The 24,413-nt window shown below is 46.0% G+C and carries 25 protein-coding genes; 7 read left to right on the forward strand and 18 right to left on the reverse strand.

The window, feature by feature from the left end; genetic code table 11:
• The first annotated feature begins 104 nt into the window (after nt 1–104).
• The 3 genes from ACZ5V1_RS01285 to ACZ5V1_RS01295 all read left to right on the forward strand — a co-directional run bounded on the left by ACZ5V1_RS01285 (nt 105) and on the right by ACZ5V1_RS01295 (nt 1,236).
• Nucleotides 105–506, forward strand: a complete 402-nt coding sequence (locus ACZ5V1_RS01285) for a hypothetical protein (protein WP_464390245.1) — start codon at nt 105–107, stop codon at nt 504–506.
• A gap of 131 nt (nt 507–637) precedes the next feature.
• The gene (locus ACZ5V1_RS01290; protein ID WP_464390246.1) at nt 638–895 is read left to right on the forward strand and encodes a glutaredoxin family protein; all 258 of its coding nucleotides are present in this window, start codon (nt 638–640) and stop codon (nt 893–895) included.
• A complete protein-coding gene (locus ACZ5V1_RS01295) occupies nt 892–1,236 on the forward strand; it encodes a ferredoxin-thioredoxin reductase catalytic domain-containing protein (protein WP_464390247.1) in 345 nt (114 codons plus the stop codon). Before ACZ5V1_RS01290 ends, ACZ5V1_RS01295 begins: the two co-directional genes overlap by 4 nt.
• 373 nt (nt 1,237–1,609) lie before the next feature.
• On the opposite strand, the gene ACZ5V1_RS01300 is transcribed toward ACZ5V1_RS01295, so the two are convergent.
• From ACZ5V1_RS01300 to pyk, 18 genes are all read right to left on the reverse strand, one after another.
• Nucleotides 1,610–2,401, reverse strand: a complete 792-nt coding sequence (locus ACZ5V1_RS01300; protein ID WP_464390248.1) for an amidohydrolase family protein — start codon at nt 2,399–2,401, stop codon at nt 1,610–1,612.
• Between the two features lie 30 nt (nt 2,402–2,431).
• On the reverse strand, nt 2,432–2,848 hold the full coding sequence (locus ACZ5V1_RS01305) for an acyl-CoA thioesterase (protein ID WP_464390249.1): 417 nt from the start codon (nt 2,846–2,848) through the stop codon (nt 2,432–2,434).
• A gap of 29 nt (nt 2,849–2,877) precedes the next feature.
• Complete coding sequence (locus tag ACZ5V1_RS01310; RefSeq protein WP_464390250.1) at nt 2,878–3,654, reverse strand: acyl-[acyl-carrier-protein] thioesterase; 777 nt, start codon at nt 3,652–3,654, stop codon at nt 2,878–2,880.
• Between the two features lie 133 nt (nt 3,655–3,787).
• A complete protein-coding gene (locus tag ACZ5V1_RS01315; protein ID WP_464390251.1) occupies nt 3,788–4,546 on the reverse strand; it encodes a M15 family metallopeptidase in 759 nt (252 codons plus the stop codon).
• Between the two features lie 178 nt (nt 4,547–4,724).
• Nucleotides 4,725–5,777, reverse strand: a complete 1,053-nt coding sequence (gene dctP, locus ACZ5V1_RS01320; RefSeq protein ID WP_464390252.1) for a TRAP transporter substrate-binding protein DctP — start codon at nt 5,775–5,777, stop codon at nt 4,725–4,727.
• Between the two features lie 782 nt (nt 5,778–6,559).
• Entirely contained in the window at nt 6,560–6,763 is a 204-nt protein-coding gene (locus ACZ5V1_RS01325; protein WP_160716848.1) for a helix-turn-helix domain-containing protein, read from the reverse strand.
• Nucleotides 6,764–6,774: 11 nt separating this feature from the next.
• Nucleotides 6,775–7,317, reverse strand: a complete 543-nt coding sequence (locus tag ACZ5V1_RS01330; protein ID WP_464390253.1) for a DUF2975 domain-containing protein — start codon at nt 7,315–7,317, stop codon at nt 6,775–6,777.
• 155 nt (nt 7,318–7,472) lie between these two features.
• Entirely contained in the window at nt 7,473–8,693 is a 1,221-nt protein-coding gene (locus ACZ5V1_RS01335; RefSeq protein ID WP_464390254.1) for an ABC transporter permease, read from the reverse strand.
• Nucleotides 8,693–9,949 (reverse strand): ABC transporter permease, encoded by a 1,257-nt coding sequence (locus ACZ5V1_RS01340; RefSeq protein ID WP_464390255.1) that lies wholly within the window; start codon nt 9,947–9,949, stop codon nt 8,693–8,695. Before ACZ5V1_RS01340 ends, ACZ5V1_RS01335 begins: the two co-directional genes overlap by 1 nt.
• A gap of 445 nt (nt 9,950–10,394) precedes the next feature.
• Nucleotides 10,395–11,999, reverse strand: coding sequence for a sodium:solute symporter family protein (locus ACZ5V1_RS01345; protein WP_464390256.1), 1,605 nt, complete (start codon nt 11,997–11,999; stop codon nt 10,395–10,397).
• Nucleotides 12,000–12,014: 15 nt separating this feature from the next.
• Nucleotides 12,015–12,176 carry a symporter small accessory protein gene (locus tag ACZ5V1_RS01350; RefSeq protein WP_464390257.1) on the reverse strand — a complete coding sequence of 54 codons (162 nt, stop codon included), beginning with the start codon at nt 12,174–12,176 and terminating at the stop codon, nt 12,015–12,017.
• 774 nt (nt 12,177–12,950) lie between these two features.
• Nucleotides 12,951–14,546 (reverse strand): sodium:solute symporter family protein, encoded by a 1,596-nt coding sequence (locus ACZ5V1_RS01355; RefSeq protein WP_464390258.1) that lies wholly within the window; start codon nt 14,544–14,546, stop codon nt 12,951–12,953.
• 14 nt (nt 14,547–14,560) lie between these two features.
• The gene (locus tag ACZ5V1_RS01360) at nt 14,561–14,728 is read right to left on the reverse strand and encodes a symporter small accessory protein (RefSeq protein ID WP_162859884.1); all 168 of its coding nucleotides are present in this window, start codon (nt 14,726–14,728) and stop codon (nt 14,561–14,563) included.
• A 225-nt stretch (nt 14,729–14,953) separates the two neighbouring features.
• Entirely contained in the window at nt 14,954–15,877 is a 924-nt protein-coding gene (locus ACZ5V1_RS01365; RefSeq protein WP_464390259.1) for a glycine betaine ABC transporter substrate-binding protein, read from the reverse strand.
• A gap of 28 nt (nt 15,878–15,905) precedes the next feature.
• Nucleotides 15,906–16,631 carry an ABC transporter ATP-binding protein gene (locus tag ACZ5V1_RS01370; RefSeq protein WP_464390260.1) on the reverse strand — a complete coding sequence of 242 codons (726 nt, stop codon included), beginning with the start codon at nt 16,629–16,631 and terminating at the stop codon, nt 15,906–15,908.
• A 5-nt stretch (nt 16,632–16,636) separates the two neighbouring features.
• Nucleotides 16,637–17,881, reverse strand: coding sequence for an efflux RND transporter periplasmic adaptor subunit (locus tag ACZ5V1_RS01375; protein WP_464390261.1), 1,245 nt, complete (start codon nt 17,879–17,881; stop codon nt 16,637–16,639).
• Nucleotides 17,882–18,061: 180 nt separating this feature from the next.
• Nucleotides 18,062–19,060 (reverse strand): HD-GYP domain-containing protein, encoded by a 999-nt coding sequence (locus ACZ5V1_RS01380; RefSeq protein ID WP_464390262.1) that lies wholly within the window; start codon nt 19,058–19,060, stop codon nt 18,062–18,064.
• Nucleotides 19,061–19,062: 2 nt separating this feature from the next.
• Nucleotides 19,063–20,475, reverse strand: a complete 1,413-nt coding sequence (pyk, locus tag ACZ5V1_RS01385) for a pyruvate kinase (RefSeq protein ID WP_160716867.1) — start codon at nt 20,473–20,475, stop codon at nt 19,063–19,065.
• Between the two features lie 156 nt (nt 20,476–20,631).
• Between pyk and mraZ the strand changes: the two genes are divergently transcribed.
• From mraZ to ACZ5V1_RS01405, 4 genes are read left to right on the forward strand one after another with little or no spacing between them, the layout of a single operon-like run.
• Nucleotides 20,632–21,081 carry a division/cell wall cluster transcriptional repressor MraZ gene (gene mraZ / locus ACZ5V1_RS01390; protein WP_464385521.1) on the forward strand — a complete coding sequence of 150 codons (450 nt, stop codon included), beginning with the start codon at nt 20,632–20,634 and terminating at the stop codon, nt 21,079–21,081.
• 17 nt (nt 21,082–21,098) lie between these two features.
• The gene (rsmH, locus tag ACZ5V1_RS01395) at nt 21,099–22,076 is read left to right on the forward strand and encodes a 16S rRNA (cytosine(1402)-N(4))-methyltransferase RsmH (RefSeq protein WP_464390263.1); all 978 of its coding nucleotides are present in this window, start codon (nt 21,099–21,101) and stop codon (nt 22,074–22,076) included.
• Nucleotides 22,077–22,086: 10 nt separating this feature from the next.
• Complete coding sequence (locus ACZ5V1_RS01400; RefSeq protein ID WP_464390264.1) at nt 22,087–22,380, forward strand: hypothetical protein; 294 nt, start codon at nt 22,087–22,089, stop codon at nt 22,378–22,380.
• A 10-nt stretch (nt 22,381–22,390) separates the two neighbouring features.
• The gene (locus ACZ5V1_RS01405) at nt 22,391–24,412 is read left to right on the forward strand and encodes a penicillin-binding transpeptidase domain-containing protein (RefSeq protein ID WP_464390265.1); all 2,022 of its coding nucleotides are present in this window, start codon (nt 22,391–22,393) and stop codon (nt 24,410–24,412) included.
• Nucleotide 24,413: the final 1 nt, after the last annotated feature.

The following is a 24,413-nucleotide window of genomic DNA, read 5'->3' on the forward strand; positions in this document are numbered from 1 at the left end:
GAGTACAAATGTACATCAATATACTTGTTGGAATAGTCTTCATTGCACTTGTTGTGTGGATAGTGAGAAACTTTTTGCATAGTTTAAAGTCACCTGCGCGAATTATGGAAGATGAATTGAATCAGCGGCGGGAAAAGCAGGAGCAGATTGCTGCCAATTTAGAAAGAATCCGGGATACAGGGGTAAAAAAGCTTCTTCCTGTGAAGCAGGCACTAGAAGAAATGAACGCTGCATTGCCGGAAGAAAAGCGATTTACCATAGAAAATAACCGTGACAGTGTGGCGATTATTTTCGAAAAAACATATGTAGAGATCACACATCGGCTAACACAATTCTCTCTTAGCGGTAGTGAACAGGATTTTTCGGATGATGTTTCCATGCATCAAAGCTTTCTTATTGAACGCAAGGATGAGCATGGAGATGTTATCACAAGCCGTGAGGCTGAAACGGAAGAGGAAACTATCCGCATTATTGCTCGAGAAATTGCCAATGTTGTTGAACCATGAGTAAGTAGCAACTACTTGCATAATAACCACTGAATGTTGTTTTGGTGGTATATGAGTGGTAGTCTGATTTCGTTGCGTCCAATTTTTTTCAACCAGTTTGACGTGTACTACATTTTCCAAATGGGGGCGAAATGTCGAAAGAATGTACCCTGTATGCACTTTCTACCTGCATTCATTGTAAAAAAATGAAAATCTTCTTAGAAGACAATGATGTGAATTTTGATAATATTTTCGTAGATAAGCTGAGAGGCGATGAGCGAAAAGAAATTATTGATAGAATTCGAAATTACAATCCAAAACTTTCCTTTCCGACACTGGTAGTGGCCGAAGGGCAGTGCATCATTGTTGGCTTCCACAAAAATCAAATTGAGGAGGCGCTAGACCTATGAGTAATAAAATGACAGCTGAAACGCTTTATGAAATGCTCAAAAAAATTCAAGAGCCGCGTGGATTCTTCTTTAATAAAGATATGTCCATGACCTTACCGCTGCTTGAAAGCCTTCTTGTTAATAAGGAAGAGTACGGCTACATGGCTTGCCCTTGCCGTTTGCCTAACGGTGAGTTTGATAAAGATAGAGATATAGTCTGCCCGTGCGAGTACCGCGACCCCGATTTAGAAGAGTTTGGCGTCTGCTATTGCGGTCTCTACGTGACAGAAGAGTACAATAAAGAAGATCATGACGAAGTGGCTATCCCCGAACGCCGCCCGCCTGAAAAAATTTTAGGGTAGTTTTTTGCCCGCTTCAGAGGTCTGTTATTTGCCTCCGGCGGCCAGAGAACCTTTTTGAAAAAAGGCTTCTCTGGACTCTCCAAAAACTTTTATCTGCGAGGTTCGCACGTTCTTTACGCAACCTCGCGGCTTATGCATAATTACCTTTCGTGAAATAAAAAGGGCTGTCCCATGTATTTGGGACAGCCCTTTTTTACTATTTAAGGTGGTGGCGCATAAGCCGCGTGAGAAAATATCTAACGGGCTGCGCTCGCAAATAAAAGTTTTAGGAAGGGGGTCTGGGGGAGAACCCTTTTTCAAAAGGGTTTCCTCCAGCCGCCGGAGGCTCGTCGAAGACAAAAAAAGCGTCGAAGACCTGCCGGAGGCAAGAGCTTTATTCTAATCCAAGTAGCTCAGCACCGTTGCTAAGGAACATTTCCAGCTTTGGTAGTGAGAGCTTGAGTCGTTTTTTAAGCTTCGCAACTTCTCTTTCAGGACTGTAGAGCGGATAATCTGACCCGAAGAGAATTTTCTCATGCGGGTGTTTTTTCATGATCGCGCTCAAGGTCATGTCATCGATAAAATCAAGCGTGCTTGAAGTGTCGATGTAGATATTTCTTCCTATGAGTACTTCTAAGGCGTGCTGCCATTGGTGATAGCCTCCAAAGTGCGCTGCAACAAAGCGTGCTTTCGGGAAGTTGTCGAGCAGTGCCGCAAGCTTGTACGGACAGGACGGGTTGTCTTTGGGGGCTAGCTTGTCACCTATGTGGAAAAGCATAACAAAATCATCCTGCGCAGCTTCGATCATAGGCAGCAGGCGCTTTTCATCCAGTCTGAATCCTTGGAAATCAGGATGGAGCTTAAGCCCTTTTATGCCGCGTGCTTTTAAGCGTGCGAGTTGATTTTCCCAATCATCGAAGTCGGGATGAATGGTACCGAAGGGAATTGCATCGGGGTGTGCAGCCTTTAGAGACAATGCAAAGTTGTTCGCGGGAATAACTTGCTCGGCTGATGTTGCTGCACAGAGTACCACCATCTTATCCAGACCGGCTTTTTTAACTCGGCGGATAAGGTCATCCATTATGCCGGTGCATTGGCATGTTAACCCGTAATGGGAGTTCAAATGCTCAACAGCTTTGGAGGCAATTTTAGGATGAAATGCGTGAGTGTGGAAATCGAGATACATAATAGTGCAGCGTTCTTTTAATATTAAAAGTTATTTTCCTACGAAGAGTTCTTTCAGCCAGTCCGGAACTTTTACAGGACGCCCTTTCTCGTTGGTGCAGGCATGCTCTGTGTGACCGGTGGCAATAATCGTGTCTTTTGCTTCGTTGTAAATTTCGTACTCAAATACCATGGATGCGCGACCCCATTTGCTGATGCCGACGCGTACGTACAGTAAATCATCATAACGGGCAGGGCGCTTGTAACGGCACTTCGCTTCACGAACAGGAAGCAGTATGCCCCGTTCTTCAACCGTGTTGTAGCTCATGCCTTGTTCGCGAATGTATTCGCTACGGGCTCGCTCGAATAAATGTAGATATTCGGCGTAGTACATGACGGACATAGCATCTGTTTCACCGTAGGAAACACGATGCGCGAGCCATGTTTCAGGAGTCGGAAATTCTGCCATAGTCATTCCCTCTATTTATTCAGTAGATATTATATGTGGTGCTGTAAGTACGGCACGTCAATATGTTGCCGTTTTCGCCATTCAGTTCGGGCTCTGCACAGCTCTTTACCTGTTTCATCTTGAGAGACGGAATGCAGATAGTCTCCATCATCAGTGACACCTGATTTGCTGGTGAGCTTTTGAAGCGCTCCACATTCCATTCGATAACTAATGTCGATGAGTACTGGCTCGTATTTTAACATGAAGTCTTCAGGCATGGATTCTTGAATCCAGCCGAGGTACCGCACGTTATTGACATGCCCGTTAATGTCAACGTCTGCTTTTCTGCTGACGAGTGGGCATTCGTGCTCTGAATTACGTAACCGTGGTACGACACGGGTGGGAAATTCTTTGCATGGCGGGTTGTTAACCGGATAATTTTTGGTGATAAACTCCGGCACCGGAACGAGCTTACGCTTTTTAATATCTATGACAAGCCAAGCGGTTGTTCCCTCGGCAATGAGATGGTTCTCTGCATCAAAAACTTCAAAACAGCGTAAAGCAAGATTGGGGGTATGGGCAGAAGGCCATGTGTGGATGGAGATGGTTTCTCCAACATCCGGATAGCGGTCTACAGTAAAGGTAAGTCTACTTAGCACCCATACAACGCCATGCTGTAGCAGGAATTCACCCGGGAACCCATGTAACCGTGCGTTGTTTGCGGCTGCTTCTTCAAAAAAAGCGGCAAATGCGGCCGGGCAAGCTTTACCGAACCGGTCTGTATGATAGGTTTTAATGGTGTAAGATTCTATGCCCTTCAGTCTCATGTGTAATTCCCCTTTTGAATAAGCATGTTAGCTATCACTGACATGTGTCGAGGGCAAGGGGTGCGGATTACTTTTTAGATACTGGTGGTTGCAGCGTTGTATGAATACACGACTGCAACCACCAGTGAAATACTTATATTTGGTCCAAATTTGCATACGGGTTGAGTGAGAATTGTGTAGGGGCGTAGATTGCATGATCTGCATGTGTTGATAATGCCCAACGCTGGGTTCCGTATTCAAAATGCCACCATTCGCAGTGGAAGTTTACAAAACCGGCTTGCGTCATAACAAAGTAGAGAAGACGTCTGTTGTAGAGTGCTTCTTCCTCACGTTTTGTTAACGTATGGCCTTGCTCCAGCTTGTTTTCAAAATACTGAGTGTTGGAAATATCACCGGGGAAATCAAATGGGGCACCGAAGAAAAGCTTTTTGCCTGCACGGTCTGCAATGACAACATCAACCGAGCCGCCTGTTGAATGCGGAGCCGGTGTGCTGACGTCTTTCATCGGTTTGGCAACATATTGCTGTGCCATGGTGACGATTTTTTCTGCGGGCTTGTCCGGATACATGATTGCGAGCGCATTTTTGCATTCTGCAAAAAGGAACGACTGCACATCAGTGGATCTCCAGCCATCCAGAACAATAAGGCGTAGATGGGATGGAAGAAGGGAAGAAGCGTGCTGTAAGCGTTCAAGAACGCCTTCACGCGCGTAACATTCCGGCAGCGCACCGACAATTTGTCGTTCAAAATAAATTGAACGGCTGAGCATGTGCTCCGGCGCTAAAGCGAGTGATACAACTTCTTCGTGTGATTCTACAGAAGGGACAGCATAAACGGATTCCCATGATGGTTCAAACAGTCCATGAATGGGTGGTACAATTTTATCAGGCATGACAAATCCAGTAATACGTATAGGTCAACGTGCTGTTAATATCCCAACAAGCGCGGTAGCCAGAGGGATAGCGCGGCACAAAAATAAACAGCAATTGGCAAATAAGCTTCAGTCGAACAAAAGGCCAGATATGTTTGAACATTTTTTCTAAGATAATATTGTAGAAGCAGAAACTGCCTTATTGTAGAAGAAGACGTCTTGCCTCATTGTTCGCCCGTCGTGCATCCGCAATTGTTTGGTCTATCCATTCACGATCAATAACTTTGCTTAACCATTCGATGTATGAAGGTGTGCTGAGTTTCTTGAACATATCCATTTCCTTACGCGTAGGCTTGTAAATGTGCATACCTTTATTCCGAAGGTAGTTAATTCGCTTTTCTACCTGAGACTCCACAAATACGCGGGTATGTTTATTCGCGGCATGTGCAGCATTGCGTAGAACAGAACGTTCTCTGGTTGTGAGTCCGTTCATTAGCGCATTGTTAACCAGAAGGAATTGATCTGAGTACTGCACATTGGCAAGGGTTAGATATTGTTGAACTTCATAGAAACTGCCGATGATGACATAGGTGAGCGGGTTCATTTGTCCATTTACCGTACCATCTTTTAATGCCTGATAGACCTTGGTCCACGGTAGAGTGGTTCCTGTGGCACCGAAGGCTTTATACATGGCTATCTGACTTGCATCCATTGCTCGAAATTTTGCACCCTTAAAGTCTTTGGGTGAGTTAATAGGAGTTGTGCTGGTGAATGCAATAAATCCCCCTTCTTCAATTACTTCCAGTAAAAGTATGCCTGTTTGCTTGGTAAATTCTTTACGAAGTTTTGCCATGACAGGGCTTGAGTCAAAAAAGATATGTGCAGCTTTGTAGCTGTTAAAAAGGAATGGTACGTTTGTCGCAAAGATTTCTGGAAAAACAGCTTCCATACCACCAAATGATGCAACGTTAATAATTGGGTATTTCATGACCAGTTGCATTCGTTGTTGTTCATTACCAAGCTCGCTGTTAGGCAGGAGTTTTATGGCAACTGTACCGTTAGTTTCCTTTTCAACAATCTGTTTGAAGTGGGTAGCAAAGACGTGCACAGCGTTGTCTTTTTCCGTAGGTGCACCATTGTAACTCATTTTAATATTAGTGGCTGCTGAAGTGGCAATAGGAATTGTAACTAAAGCAAGGCCAATCAGCATAGAGAGTTGGATTTTTCTCCAACAAAGTCCATGCAACGTCATTGCGTCCTCCAATAAGGTTGTACTTGTATTTATGTACTTTTTTGATAGCGGATTCCCCAACATAATTTAATGTAGCTATGTGTTCTAAAAAAGAAACTACATGTCAATATGTTATAAAATAACGTTATTTCTTCTTAGTACATAAGGACGTCGACATTGGAGGTAACTCATGCAGGGTAGGCACCGGCGATAATGCCGAGAGTGCGGGAGCCGATGCTTGCACCGACAATAAGGATGGGATTGTACACATACGGATAGCGTAGACAGTAAAGGTAAGCTCACTTAGCACTCATACAACGGTATTTTGCAGCAGAAATTTACCCGATACCCATGAACGGTGCGCAATTTGTGGCAGCTTCTTCAGAAAGAACGGCAGGTGCGGCAAGGCAAGATTTACCGGATAGGTCTGTTTGATAGGTCTAACTGGTTTAATATTCTATATCTTTCAGTGCCATGTGTAGTGCCCCTTCTGAATCAATACATGAAGTACGAGGGTGAGGGGGAAGGGTACTTTTTAGATACGGTGGTTACAGCGTGATATGAATACACGGCTGTAACCATCGATGAAATGTTTATATTTAAATTAAATTTGTCTACGGGGTGATCGAGAACGGTGGAAGTACTCAAAAGCGCTTTCAAGGTGTAACATTCCAGCAGTGCACCGACTCTCCGTCGTTCCAAATAAACAGAACGTCTAAGTATGTGCTCCGGTGTTAATGTGAGTGAGACAATTCAATCATGTGATTCTACAGAAGGACAGCAGAACCGGATTCCCATGATGGCTACTCCTTGTACTCAAGAATATCACCAGGTTGGCACTCCAGATACTTACAAATGGCATCCAATGTAGAGATGCGAACAGCCTTAGCTTTTCCAGTCTTCAATATTGATAGATTTTGTTCAGTAATTCCGATTGCCTTTGCTAGTTCAATCGATTTCTTTTTACGCTTTGCCAGAACCACATCTAGGTTAATAATTATGGGCATGAGAACTCCAGCTAAACAGTTAATTGCTGTTCCTCAGCGATAACACGTCCTTCATCCATTACCCACGCAATTACAAAAACAATCCCCGCGACCAGAAGTGTTGTAATTTCCGGTGAACCAATTCCTACACTTACGACTCGTTGTCCTGGAGGGTTGCCAAGTGAAAACAAGATACTCTTGGCGGAATCATACAATATGGATAAGAACACCCACAAAAAAAGAGCTTTTGAAGTTTTTTTAAAAATAGTGACATGCTCAAAGGAAAATATCACACCTTCTTTGTAGAAGGAAAATAGCTTCCTAATATTTATAAGCCCATAAAGCAGTGCAGAAAGGGGAAGTAGGCTGGTAGCAAATCCTATCAGCTGTAAATTTATTGTCAAAGGATTGGGAATTAACGGAGCTGAACCAACATTGACGGTGAGTAATGTTTCTGGGATAAAATTTATGAACGCCCAGTAAGCGACATAGTAAAGGGGTATTACAATTATCATTAAAGAAATTAGTAGGTGAAATTTTTTACTTAACTTTTTAATTTTTAACAAATTGTCCATAAAAATATCTCCCGTTTGATTGATTGGAGATTAAGCGTAGCAAGGTTGTTATTAGAAAACAATAAAATCTTATCGTTTTACAATAAGATTTTAAGTAATTTGAAGACTAAAGAGGTCTGCTGAAAAACTACATAGTAATCTATCATAAGCGAACGCTACTTGTTTCTTAGTACATCTAGGACGTCGACATTGGAGGCAACCCAAGCAGGGTAGGCACCTGCGATAATGCCAAGGATACAGGAGCCGATGCTTGCACCGATAATAAGGATGGGATCGTACACATACGGATAATCCGCAACGTAGTAGATAATGGTGATGATAACGAGAGAGACAAGGGCACCCAGAGTGCCGCCAATGCCGGACAGTAGACTGGATTCAAATAAAAATTGAGACATGATTGCGCTTCTGCGGGCTCCGATAGCACGACGGACGCCAATTTCGAGCTTTCGTGTTTGCACGAGCAGAATCATGATGGATAATACGCCCATCGTACCGACGGAAAAGGAAATGGATGAGCTCATCAGCCCGAGAAGCCATACTAATTGCAAGGCCTGTGTTTTGAGTTTAGACACATCCCGTGCGGAGAGCACAAGGAAGTCTTCATTAGATTTACGTGTGACAAGATGTTGTTGCAACATAATTTCGTAGGCAGCTTGTTTTGCAACCTCTTCATCCTTGTCTGAATAAAGAGTCATAAACACACCGGATACCCAGTCCTGATTCGACATCCTGCGCATGTAGGTTGTTAGAGGGACAAAGACCTGTTCGTCTTGATCCGTTCCTGCGAGGTCACGCCCTCGCTTAGGCATCACGCCGATAACACGCAGGTTGGTGAGCCCATAGCGGACAATTTTACCGAGAGCTTGTGTGTGGTGCTTGAAAAGCTGATTCGCAATGGTGAAGCCAAGGATGCAAACCTTTGCCCGCTTTTCAACATCTTGGCTGGTAAAGAAATGCCCGAGCGTTACTGGTGCTGCACGAACTGATGGGAAATTTGCACTGGCTGCAATAAGTTGTGATTTCACAAAATTGCGGCGATAGCTGATGGTAGCGTTTTTGGTAACAAAAGCTGTGCCTTGTTTTACATAGGGATTGTTCTCTAATAGGGCGTCGACATCTTCCATTTTAAAGGTGGTGGTTAATCCACCATATCGCAATGTCCCACTACGTCTGAAGGTCGGCTGTCCTGCGAGTACCACCAACAGGTTGGGGCCAAGTTTTTCAGTTTCAAGTCGAGCCTGCTCTTTGAGCGCTTCCGAGACGTGAATGACTCCAGTGAGCGCCAGCGTCCCCAGAAAAACACCAAGCATAGCAAGGGCAGAGCGAAGCTTATGCGCGGCAAGAGAGCGCAGGGCAATGCGTAGATAATTTAACACTATCCGTCTCCCCGAAGCGCGCTGATTGGATCAAGTTCTGCTGCCTGCCGTGCAGGGCTGAGACCGAAAATAAGTCCGACAGCCATAGCCGCACCCAATGCTGAAAGAAATATTTTGAGCGAAAGCCGGATCTCAATAAGATTAAAGATAAAAAGCACCCGCGCTAAAGCAATTCCCATTACAATTCCGAGTAATCCTCCAATGATAGTCAGAAGAACAGCTTCAAATAAGAACTGTCGCACAATGGCGCCTTTGCTAGCGCCAATAGCGCGCTTTAGTCCAATTTCCAATGTACGTTCAGATACGGAAAGGTAGAACAAGTTTGCCAGAACAAAACCGCCTACGATCATGGCCGTTGCGGCGGTAATTCCCAGAAAGATAGTCAGCCCGCCTTTGAGGGTAGAAAGAAATTGCTGAACTTCTTCAGCGGAAAGAATGGTAAAGTCGTCAGGTTCTCCTGGCTTGAGTTTATGCAAATGACGCAGGAAGCTGGTTAGGTTATCGACGTTAGCCTGCATGTTTTCTGCGTCGATGTATTTGATGCGTAAGCCTCTGAAGTATTGCCTGTCGGCACCAAAGCGCTGTGCAAGTGTGGTGAGGGGAATAATGATGCGGTCATCAAGACTTGTACCGCTGCCGCCACTGTATCCTCTGTGTGAAAGTTCACCGATAACCGTGAATGGAATAGAGCCAACAAATATAGTTTTACTGACAGGACTTTCGTCTTTCGCGAACAACGCGTTTGCAACCGTTTCGCCGATTAAGCAAACTTTCAAAGCCTGTGTCACATCCGCCTCTGTAAAATCTCTTCCAGAAATGAGCGGCCAGTTCCAAGCTTCGCTGTAGTTGGCAGATGTTCCGATAATGCGTGAAACATTCCAGTTTTTGTTTTTGTAGCGGATTGTTTTTCCACTTACAGAACGTAATGGAACTACAAGGTATGTACCTGGAAGAGAACGTTTTATTTGCTTCAGGTCATTCCATGAAAGGGTCAATGTTCGTTGCCCTACAGGACGGTTGAAAATATCTCCACCGAGCACCAGTACAGCATCCGGCCCGAAGGATTCTGTCAGCTCTTCTGCTTTCTGGTTTGCTCCGTCGTGGGCGGCAATAATGACTGTTAATGAAGCAATCCCCAAAGATACTGAAATGATAACAAAGAGCGAACGAATCTTATACGCCCACAGCGCTTGAAGCGCGAGGAGTCCTGTTCTGCCAAGAATGACTAAATCTGATTTGAAGTTATCAAGTTTCATTCATGTCATTGTACCTGAGATGAATACTTGAACAAGAGAGATTGCGTATATATTTGGCGCAGTTTGTAGAATAATGAACTGGTTGGCAGGACGTTGCTTATAAAAAGTGCGTCCGGCATCACGCACACACTGCGAGGCCGGACGCTGGGGGATTCAAAAGAACTGTGACGCTCCAGGGAGGGAGCATCAATGACTGGTGCCCGTGTGAAAGCAAGTTCGGGATGTTTTCAACCTAGGTAGATACATAAGGCAGGAAATGTATCTACAGAGACGTTTGTATGGAGTGAGACAGGCTCAACGCGTACACCAATCGTTCTTTTGACTAAATAAATATTAAAAGAGGTTCCGTGCAGGTAGCAGAAAAAACACATGCTCTGTGCAGATTTAAATTGCTTCAAACTGCTGTGTTTTTTCTGCTACCATACGGGTCTCAATTTTTACGAAACTACGAGCAGTTCTGCCAGCAAAGCTGAATGTGCTCTTTAGCGAGGCTGCGGGACACAAGACTAACCCCTACAGCCAATGCAATAGATATCGGCAGAGCAACTACGTTCGGGTCAACCCACTGGAGAAGAAACATGGTGCTGCCCGGAGCTGCATCTGCAACAAGTGTTACTTTGCCAAACAGTGCTTCACACAGGCCGATAGCCGCTGCTTCTTTTTTATGGATGAACAGCATCCACAACATTGAAACGGTAAAGCCACCCACTATGGAAACCTTGGCTCCAGTCTTTGTCATACCTTTCCAGTAAAGACCGAAAACGTATGCAGGTAAGAATGTTGCGCCGCTTAATCCAAAGAAGAACGCTGTAGCACGTGCAACAATGGATGGAGGAAGCAGCCATGCCCATACAAGAGTGGCAATGATAGTAGCAACAATACCGAGTTGGCTTATGGATGAAGCGCTCAGTTTGCTTTTACTATGCATGATGTTCCTTGAAACATCATGAGCGAGAGAGGTACCACCAATGTGGAACTGGCTGGAGAGGGTGGACATGGCTGCCGCAAACATAGCCAGCAAAAACATGGCAGAAAACCAAGGTGGCATTACTTTTTCAATAAAAATAGGGACAATTTTATCAAGGTTGCCACCAGCCATGTGAATGCTGATTTTACCAAACTGGTTGAAGAAAATTGCATTGGAAAGTGCGCCTACTACGTAAACGACACCAATGGTGAGCAGGATAAAAATGGAACCGTACAGAACCGCGCGGTTTAATTCCTTGTCGCTGGAAACGGTCATGAATCGAACGGCAAGCTGTGGCTGAGCAAGTACACCGATACCTACGCCGTAAACAATAGTTGTGTAGATAACGAGCCACAATGGTGAGCCTGTTTCTGTGCCTTGTGTCCAGCCTATGATTCCGCCTTTCTGCAATGACTCAGGAACAAGATTTGCCATAGAAGTGAGAGCCTCATGTGCAGGAACAACGCCACCGAGCATGTAGTAGGTGTAGCCCAGTAAGAAGACCATCATACCAACCATAATTGTTCCCTGAAATGCGTCTGTGTACATAACGGCTTTCATGCCGCCAGTAATAACGTAAAGGGATAAGATGGCAGTAATACCTATAAGCATCCACTCGTATGGTAACCCTAAAGAAACTTCTGTCATGCGGCAGATACCGGTTAAAACCGCAGCAGCGTATACCGGAATGAAGAAGAAAATGATGCCGCCGGAAAACCCTTGAATAAATTTTGAATGGTAGCGTTTGCCAAGTAGTTCCGGAAAAGTGTGACAGTTAAGAACTAAGCCCATGCGACGGGTGCGTTTGCCCAAAAACACCATCGCAATAAAAATTCCCACAAAAATATTTAAGAATGCCAGCCACAGAAGCGACATGCCGAACATTGCCGCGACGCCACCAAAGCCGATAATGGCTGAAGTGGAAATAAAGGTTGCACCGTACGACATAGCCATAACGAATGGGTTAACAGAACGTCCGGCGAGCATGTAGTCTCCGGCGTTTTTTGTTTCCTTCCATCCTTTCCAGCCTAAGTAGAAGACGATCCCGAAGTAGAGCAGTGAGGTAATCAGTTTGACGGCCATGTCGTATTTCTCCCGTTACTTATCGGTGCTTTCCTGCACCAACGATTCAATATTCACTGTGTCCGGCGTTCCCGCATTGTTCCAATTCGCAATGCCGTACGCAACACAGCCGATGGTGGATATGATGCAAAGCCAGTAAGGCAAAGCAGTCTCGATACTTCCGAGTCCTAACAGCATAATGTCCTCCTTTTGCATAAAAAAAACCGCAGGCTTTCACCTGCGGTTCGTCGGTATAATTTCCATAATCTGTGCGCCTTACACGCACTCAACCGATCCGCAGGTCTTGATGACGCGGTAACCATAATATGCATAAAAATAGCTATTCATATGGCGGTTGATTGTTTCCATAGGTCAATTACTACACGTTATAAGACAAAAATGTCAAGTTCGATAAAGCGGAAAAGTATGATTTTTTCGATATAGTCGAAAAATGTAATGGGAATGAAGCCTCCGGCGGTGGGGTAAGAACTCTTCGATGAGTCTCCGACGGCTCTCCGAGAGACAAGGGCTCTGCCCTGTACCCGCAAGGGGCTCGCCCCTTGACCCTTTTATTCGCGTCTAAATCTTGAAACATTCATGTTGGAAGCCGCGAATAAGCTAACTATCCGTTACGGGAGTCTTTGAGAACAAACCGTTGTTGATTGGAAATATGTTTTACATAATAAAGAACGGGCTGCCCTTATAGATAGGACAACCCGTTTTTAATTGATAATGGAAAGGTAACGTGTTCGCGGCTTCCAACAACATTTCCTGCTAAGTGGAAACGCGGTTAATCGCGGTCAAGGGGGCGTTCCCCTTGCGGGTGCAGGTGCAGCGCCAGTCAACCGTAGGCGATCTTCGAGCCGTACGGGAACAAGTGCCCTTGGGGTGCGCCCTTGCCCCTCGGAGAGTTCTCGAAGAGCCGTCGGAGACAAACACATAAAGCATCTCTCCCCCCCCCGTCAGCCGTAATTAATTATTTTGCCAGCAAAGCTGAATGTGTTCTTCCGCAAGGCTGCGAGATACGAGGCTTACGACTACAGCTATAGTAATGGCCACTGGCAACGCAACTACGTTTGGATCAACCCACTGGAGCAGGAACATTGTGCTGCCCGGTGCAGCGTCTGCTACGAGTGTGGCTTTACCGAAGAGCGCTTTGCAGAGGCCGATTGCTACGGCTTCTTTTTTATGGATGAAGAGCATCCAGAGCATGGATACGGTGAAACCGCCGACCATGGATGTTTTTGCTCCGGCTTTGGTCATGCCTTTCCAGTAGAGTCCGAAGACGTATGCCGGAAGGAATGCTGCACCTGTGAGTCCGAAGAAGAACGCGGTTGCGCGTGCAACGATGGACGGAGGAAGCAGCCATGCCCAGATGAGTGTGGCAAGAATTGTTGCGATAATACCGAGCTGGTTCACTTGCTTGGAATCGCGTTTTGTCGGCATGACTACCTGAGATACATCATGTGCGAGTGATGTACCGCCAATGTGGAATTGGCTTGAAAGTGTAGACATGGCAGCGGCAAACATTGCGAGAAGGAACGCTGCGGAGAACCATGGCGGCATAATACTTTCGATGAATACCGGAATAATTTTGTCGAGGTTCCCGCCAGCCATTTGGATGCTGATCTTGCCGTATTGGTCGAGGAAGATAGCATTGGAAAGCGCGCCTACAACAAAGATTACGAACACTGTGAGCAGAAGGAAAATTGCACCGTAGAGGACAGCTCTGTTGAGCTCCTTGTCACTGGCTACAGTCATGAAACGAACAGCAAGCTGCGGCTGTGCCAATACGCCGATACCTACGCCGTAGACGAGGGTGGTGTAGATAACGAGCCAGAGCGGTGTGCCTTGCGCTGAGCCCTGTGTCCAGCCGAGGATTCCGCCTTTCTGGAGTGCTTCAGGCATGAGATGTGCCATGGCTGTGAGCTTTTCATGCGCGGGAATAACTCCGCCGAGCAGGTAGTATGTGTACCCGAGCAGGAAGACCATCATGGCTGCCATAATTGTACCCTGAAACGCATCTGTGTACATTACGGCTTTCATGCCGCCAGTGATCACGTAGAGGGAAAGAATAGCTGTAATACCGATGAGCATCCATTCGTATGGTAAACCGAGGGACACCTCAGTCATACGGCAGATCCCTGTGAGCACAGCTGCTGCGTAGACTGGGATGAAGAAAAAGATGATTCCGCCGGAGAAGGACTGCACAAATTTAGAATTGTAGCGCTTGCCTAACAGTTCTGGGAACGTGTGACAGTTGAGAGTAAGCCCCATGCGGCGTGTACGTTTGCCAAGGAATACCATCGCGATGAATACACCCACGAAGATGGTAAGGAAGGCAAGCCAGAGCAGCGGCATACCGAACATTGCCGCCACACCACCGAAGCCGATGATGGCGGAGGTGGATACGAATGTAGCACCATATGACATGGCCATAATGAACGGGTTAACCGAGCGGCCAGCAAGCATGTAGTCGCTTGCGCCCTTGGTCTCCTTCCAGCCTTTCCAGCCCAGATAAAAAACTGCTGCAAAGTACAGCATTGCGGTAATGAGTTTGACGGCCACGTCAGATTCCCCTCTTATTTGTTCGTGCAGTCTTGCACTATTGATTCAACTTCAGCTGTAACGGTGTCAGGCTCGCCTGCGTTGTTCCAGTTCTTAATTCCGTAAGCAACGCAACCAATTGTAGATAGAATGCAAAGCCAGTACGGCAGTGCGGTTTCAATGCTTCCAAGTCCTAGTAACATGTATCTTCCCCTTGTAATTAAGTGCAAAAAAAAACCGCAGGCTTTCGCCTGCGGTTTCATCGGTGTATAGAGCTATATTGTGTTACGTTCGAACACACTCAACCGATCCGCAGGCCTGAATGCCGCGGAAACCAAAAAACGCAAAAAAGGTATTGGTGTTGAGTTTGTTCATGGGTTCCTTCTACAAGTTGTTCTACAAAATTGTCAAGTTCGGTTTTGGTAAATTTAAAACTTTGTTTCTATTATATCCACAGCCCGTTCGCCGTTTGCACCTTTTAGATTACCTAACCATTGTCGAACAACGCCAAGGTTCCCTTTAATCCATGCTGTAGCAGTTTCTTCAACAGTCTGTTTTTTCAATGAAACATCGTATGTCCATTTGCCTTGTGTGAGTTTGCTTACGTTGAATCGTGAGAGAATCATGAATGCGTCCGGGTATTCTGTTTTAATGTCAGTTCGGATAAGGGTGTTGATGGTACTCTCTGATATAAGCTTGGTGGAACCGGGCATGGCTTTCAGGTAACGCATGTCGAGAGTCAGGTTCATCCAGTGTGGTTCCCAGCAGCTGAATACAATCCATTTTTTATCTTTGAAGGCTTTGATTACGTCGTCGAGCATCTTGTCTACACGTTCACCTTTCTGATTCCAGCTGCCGAGTCCTTCAAAATCTTTTTTTATGAGATCTTCGACAAGAATATACATGCCGGAGGTTGGTTCCGTTGTGTAGATCGTGGAATCAAATTTTTTGGCATTAGGTGCGAGGTCGGCAATGCTTTTAACACCTTCAGCATTAACGTATCCCGGAACACAGAGGCCGGTGTGGGTGCTCTGAACGTTAACGCCTGCTATCCGTATAGTTTTTTTCTTTAAAAGCGGTTGAAGTAGCATCTCCTGTGTCGGAAGCCATGCGCTCATAAATACATCAATTTTACCGTCCCCAAGATCCTTGTAGGCTTCACCTGCGTCCATGGATGTAGTGGATGTCTCGTATCCGATTGCTTCAAGTATCTGGGAGGCAACTTCTGTTTTTACCATCGCACCGGGCCATGGCGGTACTGCAAATCTTATAGCCGCTGATGCCGTTGAAGCGGGAACAGCAGATACTACAAATGCCACTGCAAAAAGAAATGTAATTAGTTGCTTATACATAATGTATCCTCGCTTGTTGTTATTTATTCTATGAAACTGTCTGCGGGCTTTTCTTGTTGCGGACAGATTCTTGTTCTTGGTCGCTTATGACTTCGCCGTCTTTAAAAACGATGCGGCGTCTGGCGCTGTTTGCTGTGAGCGGATCATGCGTAACGAGTATGATGGTTTTTCCGGTCTCGTTAATTTTCTCAAACAGGTCGAGGATTTCGTTACTGGTATGTGTGTCCAGCTGACCTGTGGGCTCATCCGCCAGTAAAAGCGGTGGGTTATTAAACAATGCACGCGCCAGTGCCACACGTTGTTGCTGTCCACCGGAAAGGCTGGAGGGCTTAAAGTTGATTCGATCTCCGAGTCCTACTGAGTCGAGAAGTTCTTCAGCGCGTTGGCGTATTCGAGTTTGTTTTCCACGTCGGTAGAGACCAGGAAGCATAACATTCTCAGCGGCAGTGGCATATGGGATGAGGTAGAAATTTTGGAATACAATGCCGGTGAGTTTGTTTCGGGCGTCACTTTGTTCGTTGTCAGACATCTTTGCTGTGTCTGTACCATCAAGAAAATATGCACCGGCAGTGGGGCGATCGAGTAGCGCAAGAAGATGGAGCAAGGTGGATTTACCCGAGCCGGAAGTTCCCTGTATTGCAACAAGTTCTCCGTGATTGATGATCATATCAAGAGGCTTAACCGCACTGATAGTTAGTCCACCTTGAGAAAAGGTTCGTGTTAACCCTTTTGTTTCAATTACTGGCTTGTTCATATTGTTTACTTGTCGTCTTCAGTTTCTATAGTTGGAATGATGACGCGCGTGGCAACCTTATCGCCTTCCTCAACACCTGAGATGATTTCGGTGTTGTTTTCTCCCATGATTCCGAGCGTTGGTGAAACTGGCGTTGCATTGTCGTCAGCATCAACAACATAGATATACTTTTTACCATCTACCCATTTGATTGCGTCATTAGGAACGACCAGTACGCTATCAATTTCCTTGGTTATGATGGAACATTGAGTTGTCATCTTCGGCCGGAGCTGGAGAGCTGTTTCTGGTGTAAGTGGTACAAGGGCTTGATAGTAGACTATGTTGTCCTGCACGACAGCTTCGGGATAAATGTCAGCAACCATTCCTCTGAAAATTACATTGGGGTACGCATCAACCGTAAAGTTAACCGCCATGCCGCGAGCTACGGTTCCAACGTCTGTTTCGTCGACATAGATCAGCATTTCAAGACGGGTAGGGTCGAGGATGGTAATAAGGTTTGCAACCTGTAAACCTGCGACTACGGTTTCGCCTTCCTGCGCCGTCACCTGACTGACAAGGCCGGTTATGGGAGCATAAATTTCTGTATAGCTGATTTGGATACTCTCGTTTTCCAGCTGCGCTTGTGCGGACGCAACCGTTTCAACTGCATTAATGATCGCCGTGACATAGTTTTCTTCCAAAAGGTGAAGAGCATCTTCATTTGCTTTGGCCTGAGTTACTGCCAAAACATAGTTTTGATAGGCTTCATCAAGAGCAGATTGTTCCAGTACGCCAGTGGCCACAAGTGCTGTATTGCGCTGCCATGTGAGGTACGTGAAGCGTTGTTCAGCAAGTGAGCCGTTAAGTGTTTCCTGAGCCTGTTCAATTTGAATGGGGAATGTCTTGTTAACGTTAGCCAGATCTGCCTGTGCCTGTCTCAATGCTGCTTCTTGAACCAGATATTGCGCCCGTTGTTCTCTATCGTCGATTTTTGCAATGAGCACACCTTTTTCCACATTATCACCGACTTGAACGAGCATACGTTCAATAACGCCAGTTGCGCGGGTACCAGTTTTTACAATGGCACCAACTTGCGGCTGAATGATACCTGTGGATTTCAGCTGCACAGTTACACTGCCACGCTGCGCCTCGGCGACCCGTAATACGCGAGGGGAGTTGCTGTTTTGTTGCGCAACAAAGAACCATATTACTCCAAGCAGGAGCAATACAGCTATGAGCACAGATGGAAGAATAGCAGTCCGTTTACGCATTCATGTGTGTCCTTTTGCGTGTTGTGGCCAGTAAACTGTACTCTATATATGAGTATGATAGCTATTCTAAGAGATTGTGCAGGGGAATAATCATGTGCGGTTCAGGGAGGGGCAGAACAGCAGGCATAAAAAAAGACCACTGAAAAACAGTGGTCTCTTATGGGCGTAATAGCGGTGATGCTAAAACTGATTGGTGGCGTATGCCGCGTTAAGCAGCGCAGTGTATTTGCTGTCGTATCGTTTGTCGTCCTTTTGAAGGGACGCAGCAGCTTCAGCAGGCGGCAACGCCTTTGCGTAATTACGGTCTGTAATCATCGCGCTGAAAGAATCTGCAACAGCAGTAATTCTGCCGAACCAACCTATATCATCACCTTTAAGTTTGTTAGGGTACCCTGACCCATCCAGCCGCTCATGGTGTTGCATAATAGCCTGCACCATTTCGTCGAAAGCAAAACCAAGCTTGTGTACCACCTTACCGCCTTGAAGGGCGTGTTCGATGATCTTTGCCCGCTCGTCGCGTTTAAGTGGCTCTGTTTTGGACAAGATAAAGGAAGGTACTTTTGACATTCCAATATCATGTAAAAGCAGTGCCAGCGCAACCTTGTCTAAATCTCTGCGTTTGAAGTCCTTACGGGTTTCAAAGAAGAGCCAGAGTCCGGCAGTCGCAGTATTAAAAGAGTGCGAACTGAGCGTATGCTCTTTCAGTGCTAGGCGACGCATGAAGAGCTTAATGCGGAACTTGTCATGAGAAAGAAACTCGGTGAAGACCATGACATCCTTGTACAATGTTTCAAACACTGGGCGTACAGGCTGGTCAATAAATTCTTCAAGACGGATGGTTAACGCCTGAATAATAACTTCAGCGATTTCAGTCTGTTTCAAGTTTTCATCAACAAGCACAAGGTCAAGCTGTTTGACAATATGCTTAAAGTAAACCGCATGGTCTGCTCGGGCTACAAACAGGCTTCCATTGGCACATAGCTTGTGGACTTCATCTACCTGATCATTGGAGAGTCTATGGCCTTTACGGCAATAGGTCTCAAGCGTGGCAGACTCATCTTTAAACACAAACAGATCCAGTGGTGGCCTGTATTTCGGGAAGCTTTCCAGAATAGACTTTGCTATCTGGTAATACGCCTCTCTAAAGCTTTCGGAAGCAGCGGAGTGATCAGTTGTCATACTTACTTATGGTAGATTTTAACCAAGTTTGTACCCCTGGCTTGTCCTCCGGATTTTGGCTGTCCTGCAGTAATAACAACGCGATCACCAGCACGGAATTCAGGGGATGTTTCAACAAATGTTTCAGCCCTTTGTAGGTGGGCTTCAATAGATTTGTCAACCGGATCGGTTACAACACCCCATGAGAAGTTCAATGCACGACGAACATTTTCGTTTGGAGTCAGTGCGTGAACGAGCTGGTTCGGGCGGCGGGCAGACATAAGTCGAGCAGATGCGCCACTGTTGGAATGACATACAAGTGCTTTAGCTTCTACTTTTTCAGCCATGAGACATGCAGAGTATGCAAGGAAGTCCGGTGTGGACTGACCTTTGCTTGGAGTCATGTCGCGTTCCTGCTCAAAGTAGTATTTTTCTGCTTCCTGAGCGATGTTAGTCATGTACTTAACTGTCTGAACCGGGAAGTTACCCATAGCGGTTTCTTCAGAGAGCATAAGACAGTCAGTGCCGTCGAGGATAGCGTTCGCTACGTCAGTAGTTTCTGCACGGGTAGGAACAGGGTTGTTCACCATGGACAGAAGCATCTGGGTTGCAACGATTACAGGTTTGCCTGCGCGGTTACATGCTTCGATAATGCGTTTCTGCATAGCAGGAAGCTGCGGAAGCGGGCACTCAACACCAAGGTCACCACGGGCAACCATGATGATGTCAGTAACTTCGAGGATTGCATCGAGGTTATTAACAGAATTCTGGCGTTCGAGTTTTGCGATAATTGGAATGTTCTTTCCAGCTTCAAGGATGATTTTGCGAGCTACTTCAATGTCTTCAGGAGTCTGAACAAAGGAGAGTGCGCAAGCATCAACGCCGAGACGCAGGCCGTCACCCAGGTCTTTCTTGTCTTTATCAGTCATAGCCGGAAGATTGATCGGCTTACCTGGAAGAGCAAGACCTTTACGGGAGGTCAGGAATCCGTCGTTACGGCATTCGATCTCGAATGCGCCGAGGTCGAGTTTTTCAGTCACGCGGAATGGAAGTACACCATCTGCAAGGACGATCTTGTCGCCGATTTCCAGTGTTTCCATGATCGCAGGAACATCAAACGGGATAAATGGAAGTTGACGCACGTGTTCGGAACCTGAAGGGCCGAGTACAAGACGGTCATGTTTTTTCAGCGTGTAGCTATCTTCGCTGAGCTGACCAATACGCATCTTAGGGCCGGAAAGGTCCTGAAGAATTGTAATAGGTGTGTCGTACTCTGTTTCGAGTTCGCGGATAAGTGCAATAAGACCTTCAAACATGGTTGCATCGCCATGCGAGAAGTTAAGCCTGAAAATTCGTACACCAGCTTCAATAAGTTCAGACAATTTCTGTCTGGAATTACTGGCCGGACCAATGGTGGCAATAATTTTAGTTCTCATGGTATCGATATTTTGTGATTTGCGACATATTGTCAAGAGCTATTGAGGTGTGAAACCGGTTTTAGTTTACATACGCCTAGTTACAACTTTGCGTCCTATACCATTCTTATAATAGAGGGGGTGGTAAAGTGTGGTAAAAGGTGGTAGAGGTGACGTATGTATTTCAGAGGCCGATCCCACCGAAGTCTCGACAATAAAGGCAGAGTAATGCTGCCTACTGCCTTTAGGGACATCCTTTTATCTCGCTCAGAAGGCGGGACTCTCATCCTTACTACCTATGACAGGTGCGTGATGGGATTTCCATTGCCTGATTGGGAAGAGTTCGAACAAAAATTCCATCGCCTAAAAAATCCATCTCTTAAGTTGCGTCATTTCCGAAGACTCGTTATTGGCGGAGCCGAAGAAATTATTGTGGACAAGCAGGGACGCATACGAATTCCTGCCGACCATGTAGCTTATGGTGGACTTCAGAAAGAAATAGTGCTTGTTGGGCAGGGAAGCAAGTTCGAGATTTGGGATAACACTCGTTTTGAAGAGTTGATGACACTCAACTTTGATGACGTTGCCGATGAATTAACAGAAAGCGGGATTGATTTCCCGATTTAGGAATAAGGTGATTAGTAATGACTTCCGAACAGGATGGCGCACAAAACCAGCAAGTATGGGACGACCATGTCTCTGTATTGCTGAACGAAGTGATCGACTATCTCGACCCTAAGCCGGGTGGCTACTACTTAGATGGCACACTTGGTCTTGCTGGGCATAGCGAAGCTTTGTTGAAAAAAACTGAAGGAAAAGCGCATCTTCTCGGTATCGATAGAGATCTTGATACGCTTGAGCGCGCCCGCAAGCGCCTTGAGCCGTTTGGAGATAATGTTGTAACCGCCCATGCCAGATTCAGCGAATTTGAAATGGTTTTGCGTGATGTGAACTGGGACGAGCTGGACGGAGCACTTCTGGATATCGGTGTTTCTTCCATGCAGATCGACCAGCCGGAACGCGGTTTCAGCTTTAAGACAGAAGGCCCGCTTGATATGCGTATGGACCCGTCCGGTGGCATGCCGCCTGCGAGTTCTATCGTTAACAAGGCCACATACGAAAAAATTAAATTTATTATTGGTCGATACGGCGAAGATCCAATGTGCGGACGTATTGCAAAAGCAATTCTCGAAGCACGATCTATCGCTCCAATTGAAACAACTACACAGTTGGCTTCAATTGTCGAAAAAGCGTATCCGGCCAAATGGCGTGCTAAATCCAGAAACCATCCTGCAACACGTACTTTTCAGGCGTTGCGTATGGTGGTCAACAGCGAATTAGAAGAGCTTGAAGCATTCTTGAAACGCATTCTGGATCGTTTGCGCCCTGGTGGACGACTTGCGGTAATTACCTTCCATTCTTTGGAAGACCGTATGGTTAAACACATGTTCAAAGAAGAATCTACCGGATGTATTTGTCCGAAACAGATTCCTGTTTGTATTTGTAACCATACTCCTAACGTAAAGCTGATAACCAGAAAGCCAGTTACTGCAACCGATGAAGAACGTAAGTTGAACTCCCGTTCTTCCAGTGCAAAATTGCGCGTGGTTGAAAAACTGTAGCGAGAAGCCGATGGCAAAAAAGTTTGATGTATGGATTCTTGCATTGATCCTGTCCGGAGTGGTCACCTTGGCTCTATGTCTTACCACTGTGTGGTTGAACATCGAGCAGGTGAACATGGGCTATGCTCTGAAAGAGCTTCAGGTAGACGTCAATAAAAAGAAAGCCCATACAGCAAGACTTCAGTTAGAACGGGACAACTTACTGTCTCCGTATAGGCTGAAGAAAGATGCCGCCCGACTTGGTATGCAAGCCGCTCAAGTCGGGCAATTAAGGCGCATGGCAAACAAACCTGTTAAGGATTGACGGAGTGCCCGTGGCTAAGGCAACGCGAAATAGATCACTTACCAAATCAAAAAGAACCGCCTCGGCGAACCGGGATTCTGCTCCACAAAAGCGGGACTGGAGCCGTGTGCGGTTTTTGTGCGTTGCAGTAGGTCTTGCAGTAGTGTGGTGTTCCTTATGGGGACGCGCATATAGTCTTCAGGTTGTGGATACCCAAAACCTGAGTGGAAGAGCTCTTCGCCAGCATCTTACTTCGGAATTAGTTACAGGACGTAGAGGAAAGATTCTCGACAGAGATAACAGAGTTCTGGCGTCTACTCTTGCTATTAAGTCCGTTTTTGTTCGTCCTTATGAAGTTGAAAGTCCGTATACCGTCTCTGTTCGTCTTGCCAGAATTCTTGGAGTTGATCCAAAGTATATTCGCAAGAAGATTAAAAAGGGTCGGAACTTTGTCTGGATCAAAAGAAAGATCGACGACAGAGCTTCTGCTGCTATTAAAAAGCAGGGACTGAAGGGCGTATATCTTCAGACTGAATTTGGACGCGTATATCCCAACAAAATGCTGAGTGGTAACCTGCTTGGTTATGTGGGGGTAGATGAAAAGGGTCTGGCCGGAATTGAATATGCGTTTAACAAAACGCTTACTGGCTCTTCTTCAAAATTTGTTGTGCAGCGAGATGCTGCAGGACGAAGACTCTTTTTACAGGGTGCAGAAGAAACGACTCCGCTCAAGGGTGATAACGTTACCCTGACGATTGATTCTGAAATTCAATTTTTTGCTGAACAGGCAGTACAGTATGCAGTGAATGCATATGATGCCAAATGGGGCGGAGCGATGGTTGTTGATGTTGCCAGTGGTGACATCCTTGCATGGGCTCAGGCTCCTATGTTCAACCCGAACGTGTTCGGGCAGTATTCTGCCAGTCAACGTAGGGACCGCATCTCGCAGGATGCTTTTGAAATGGGTTCGACTATTAAGCCATTTCTTATAGCAGCAGCATTAGAAGAGAACGTTGTTCAGCCGGATACGCTGTTTTTTTGTGAAAATGGCAGGTGGAAGCTTCATAATGTTCGCATCCGCGATACAAAAAAAATGCAGTGGCTCACTGTCAAAAAAGTACTGACGTATTCAAGTAATATCGGCACAGCCAAAATTGGACTTGAACTTGGTGCCACTAAGTATCGAGATTACCTTGTCCGATTGGGATTTGGTAAAAAAGCGGCACTGCCGCTGGCGGGGCAGTCTACCGGCATTTTACGTCCATTAAATAAATGGACACAGGTAGACCTTGCCAACGCAGCTTTCGGGCAGGGCTTTGCTTCTACGATGCCTCAATTGGCAGAAGCGTTCCTTGTTCTTGCAAACGGTGGAGTGCGAAAACCGTTGCGGCTGGTAAAAAATTTTCCACTAAATGAAAAAGTACTCAAAGAAAATTCCCAGAGGGTTTTTTCAGAAGAAACAGCTCATACTGTACTCAAAATGATGCAGGACGTTGTTGATTCCGGTACCGGCAAAAGCGCTGCGATCTCTGGTGTTTCCATTGGCGGAAAAACAGGTACAGCGCAAAAAGCAAAGCGCAGTGGCGGGTACGGCAGCAAGTATACTTCTTCGTTCGTCGGGCTGGTCCCGGCGCAAAATCCGAGGTTCATCACATTAGTTGTAGTTGATGAACCGGCTAAAAACTATTACGGGAGCAAGGTTGCCGCGCCAGCGTTTAAAGAAATCGCGATGCGGTACATGGCTCTCAATGGCACATTACCCGACTTTGAAAAGTCCCGTATGCTCGCATCAGCAGCTCCATCGACGATTAAACCGAAATACGGTGAAAGACGTTTTGGTGTTGGCGGCAAGCCTCAGGCTTCCGGTAATTCGGTTCCTGATTTACGGGGCAGATCTATACGCTTCGCAATGGAAGTATATGCTCGTCAGGGCATTATTCCTTCCGTAAAGGGTAGTGGAGCTTTTGTGAAAAAACAAAAACCGGCAGCAGGTGCAAAGTGGTCTGCCGGAAGTAAACAGCAATATACACTCTGGCTATCGGAGCAATCGTAAT

It is taken from the genome of Halodesulfovibrio oceani subsp. galateae (assembly GCF_055397225.1).

What these genes read in the sequence shown, in the direction of transcription:
- ACZ5V1_RS01285 (WP_464390245.1), top strand. Translation starts at nt 105, where the DNA reads ATGGAAGATGAATTGAATCAGCGGCGGGAAAAGCAGGAGCAGATTGCT.
- ACZ5V1_RS01290 (WP_464390246.1), top strand. Translation starts at nt 638, where the DNA reads ATGTCGAAAGAATGTACCCTGTATGCACTTTCTACCTGCATTCATTGT.
- ACZ5V1_RS01295 (WP_464390247.1), top strand. Translation starts at nt 892, where the DNA reads ATGAGTAATAAAATGACAGCTGAAACGCTTTATGAAATGCTCAAAAAA.
- ACZ5V1_RS01300 (WP_464390248.1), bottom strand. Translation starts at nt 2,401, where the DNA reads ATGTATCTCGATTTCCACACTCACGCATTTCATCCTAAAATTGCCTCC.
- ACZ5V1_RS01305 (WP_464390249.1), bottom strand. Translation starts at nt 2,848, where the DNA reads ATGGCAGAATTTCCGACTCCTGAAACATGGCTCGCGCATCGTGTTTCC.
- ACZ5V1_RS01310 (WP_464390250.1), bottom strand. Translation starts at nt 3,654, where the DNA reads ATGAGACTGAAGGGCATAGAATCTTACACCATTAAAACCTATCATACA.
- ACZ5V1_RS01315 (WP_464390251.1), bottom strand. Translation starts at nt 4,546, where the DNA reads ATGCCTGATAAAATTGTACCACCCATTCATGGACTGTTTGAACCATCA.
- dctP (WP_464390252.1), bottom strand. Translation starts at nt 5,777, where the DNA reads ATGACGTTGCATGGACTTTGTTGGAGAAAAATCCAACTCTCTATGCTG.
- ACZ5V1_RS01325 (WP_160716848.1), bottom strand. Translation starts at nt 6,763, where the DNA reads ATGCCCATAATTATTAACCTAGATGTGGTTCTGGCAAAGCGTAAAAAG.
- ACZ5V1_RS01330 (WP_464390253.1), bottom strand. Translation starts at nt 7,317, where the DNA reads ATGGACAATTTGTTAAAAATTAAAAAGTTAAGTAAAAAATTTCACCTA.
- ACZ5V1_RS01340 (WP_464390255.1), bottom strand. Translation starts at nt 9,949, where the DNA reads ATGAAACTTGATAACTTCAAATCAGATTTAGTCATTCTTGGCAGAACA.
- ACZ5V1_RS01345 (WP_464390256.1), bottom strand. Translation starts at nt 11,999, where the DNA reads ATGGCCGTCAAACTGATTACCTCACTGCTCTACTTCGGGATCGTCTTC.
- ACZ5V1_RS01350 (WP_464390257.1), bottom strand. Translation starts at nt 12,176, where the DNA reads ATGCTGTTAGGACTCGGAAGTATCGAGACTGCTTTGCCTTACTGGCTT.
- ACZ5V1_RS01360 (WP_162859884.1), bottom strand. Translation starts at nt 14,728, where the DNA reads ATGTTACTAGGACTTGGAAGCATTGAAACCGCACTGCCGTACTGGCTT.
- ACZ5V1_RS01365 (WP_464390259.1), bottom strand. Translation starts at nt 15,877, where the DNA reads ATGTATAAGCAACTAATTACATTTCTTTTTGCAGTGGCATTTGTAGTA.
- ACZ5V1_RS01370 (WP_464390260.1), bottom strand. Translation starts at nt 16,631, where the DNA reads ATGAACAAGCCAGTAATTGAAACAAAAGGGTTAACACGAACCTTTTCT.
- ACZ5V1_RS01375 (WP_464390261.1), bottom strand. Translation starts at nt 17,881, where the DNA reads ATGCGTAAACGGACTGCTATTCTTCCATCTGTGCTCATAGCTGTATTG.
- ACZ5V1_RS01380 (WP_464390262.1), bottom strand. Translation starts at nt 19,060, where the DNA reads ATGACAACTGATCACTCCGCTGCTTCCGAAAGCTTTAGAGAGGCGTAT.
- pyk (WP_160716867.1), bottom strand. Translation starts at nt 20,475, where the DNA reads ATGAGAACTAAAATTATTGCCACCATTGGTCCGGCCAGTAATTCCAGA.
- mraZ (WP_464385521.1), top strand. Translation starts at nt 20,632, where the DNA reads ATGTATTTCAGAGGCCGATCCCACCGAAGTCTCGACAATAAAGGCAGA.
- rsmH (WP_464390263.1), top strand. Translation starts at nt 21,099, where the DNA reads ATGACTTCCGAACAGGATGGCGCACAAAACCAGCAAGTATGGGACGAC.
- ACZ5V1_RS01400 (WP_464390264.1), top strand. Translation starts at nt 22,087, where the DNA reads ATGGCAAAAAAGTTTGATGTATGGATTCTTGCATTGATCCTGTCCGGA.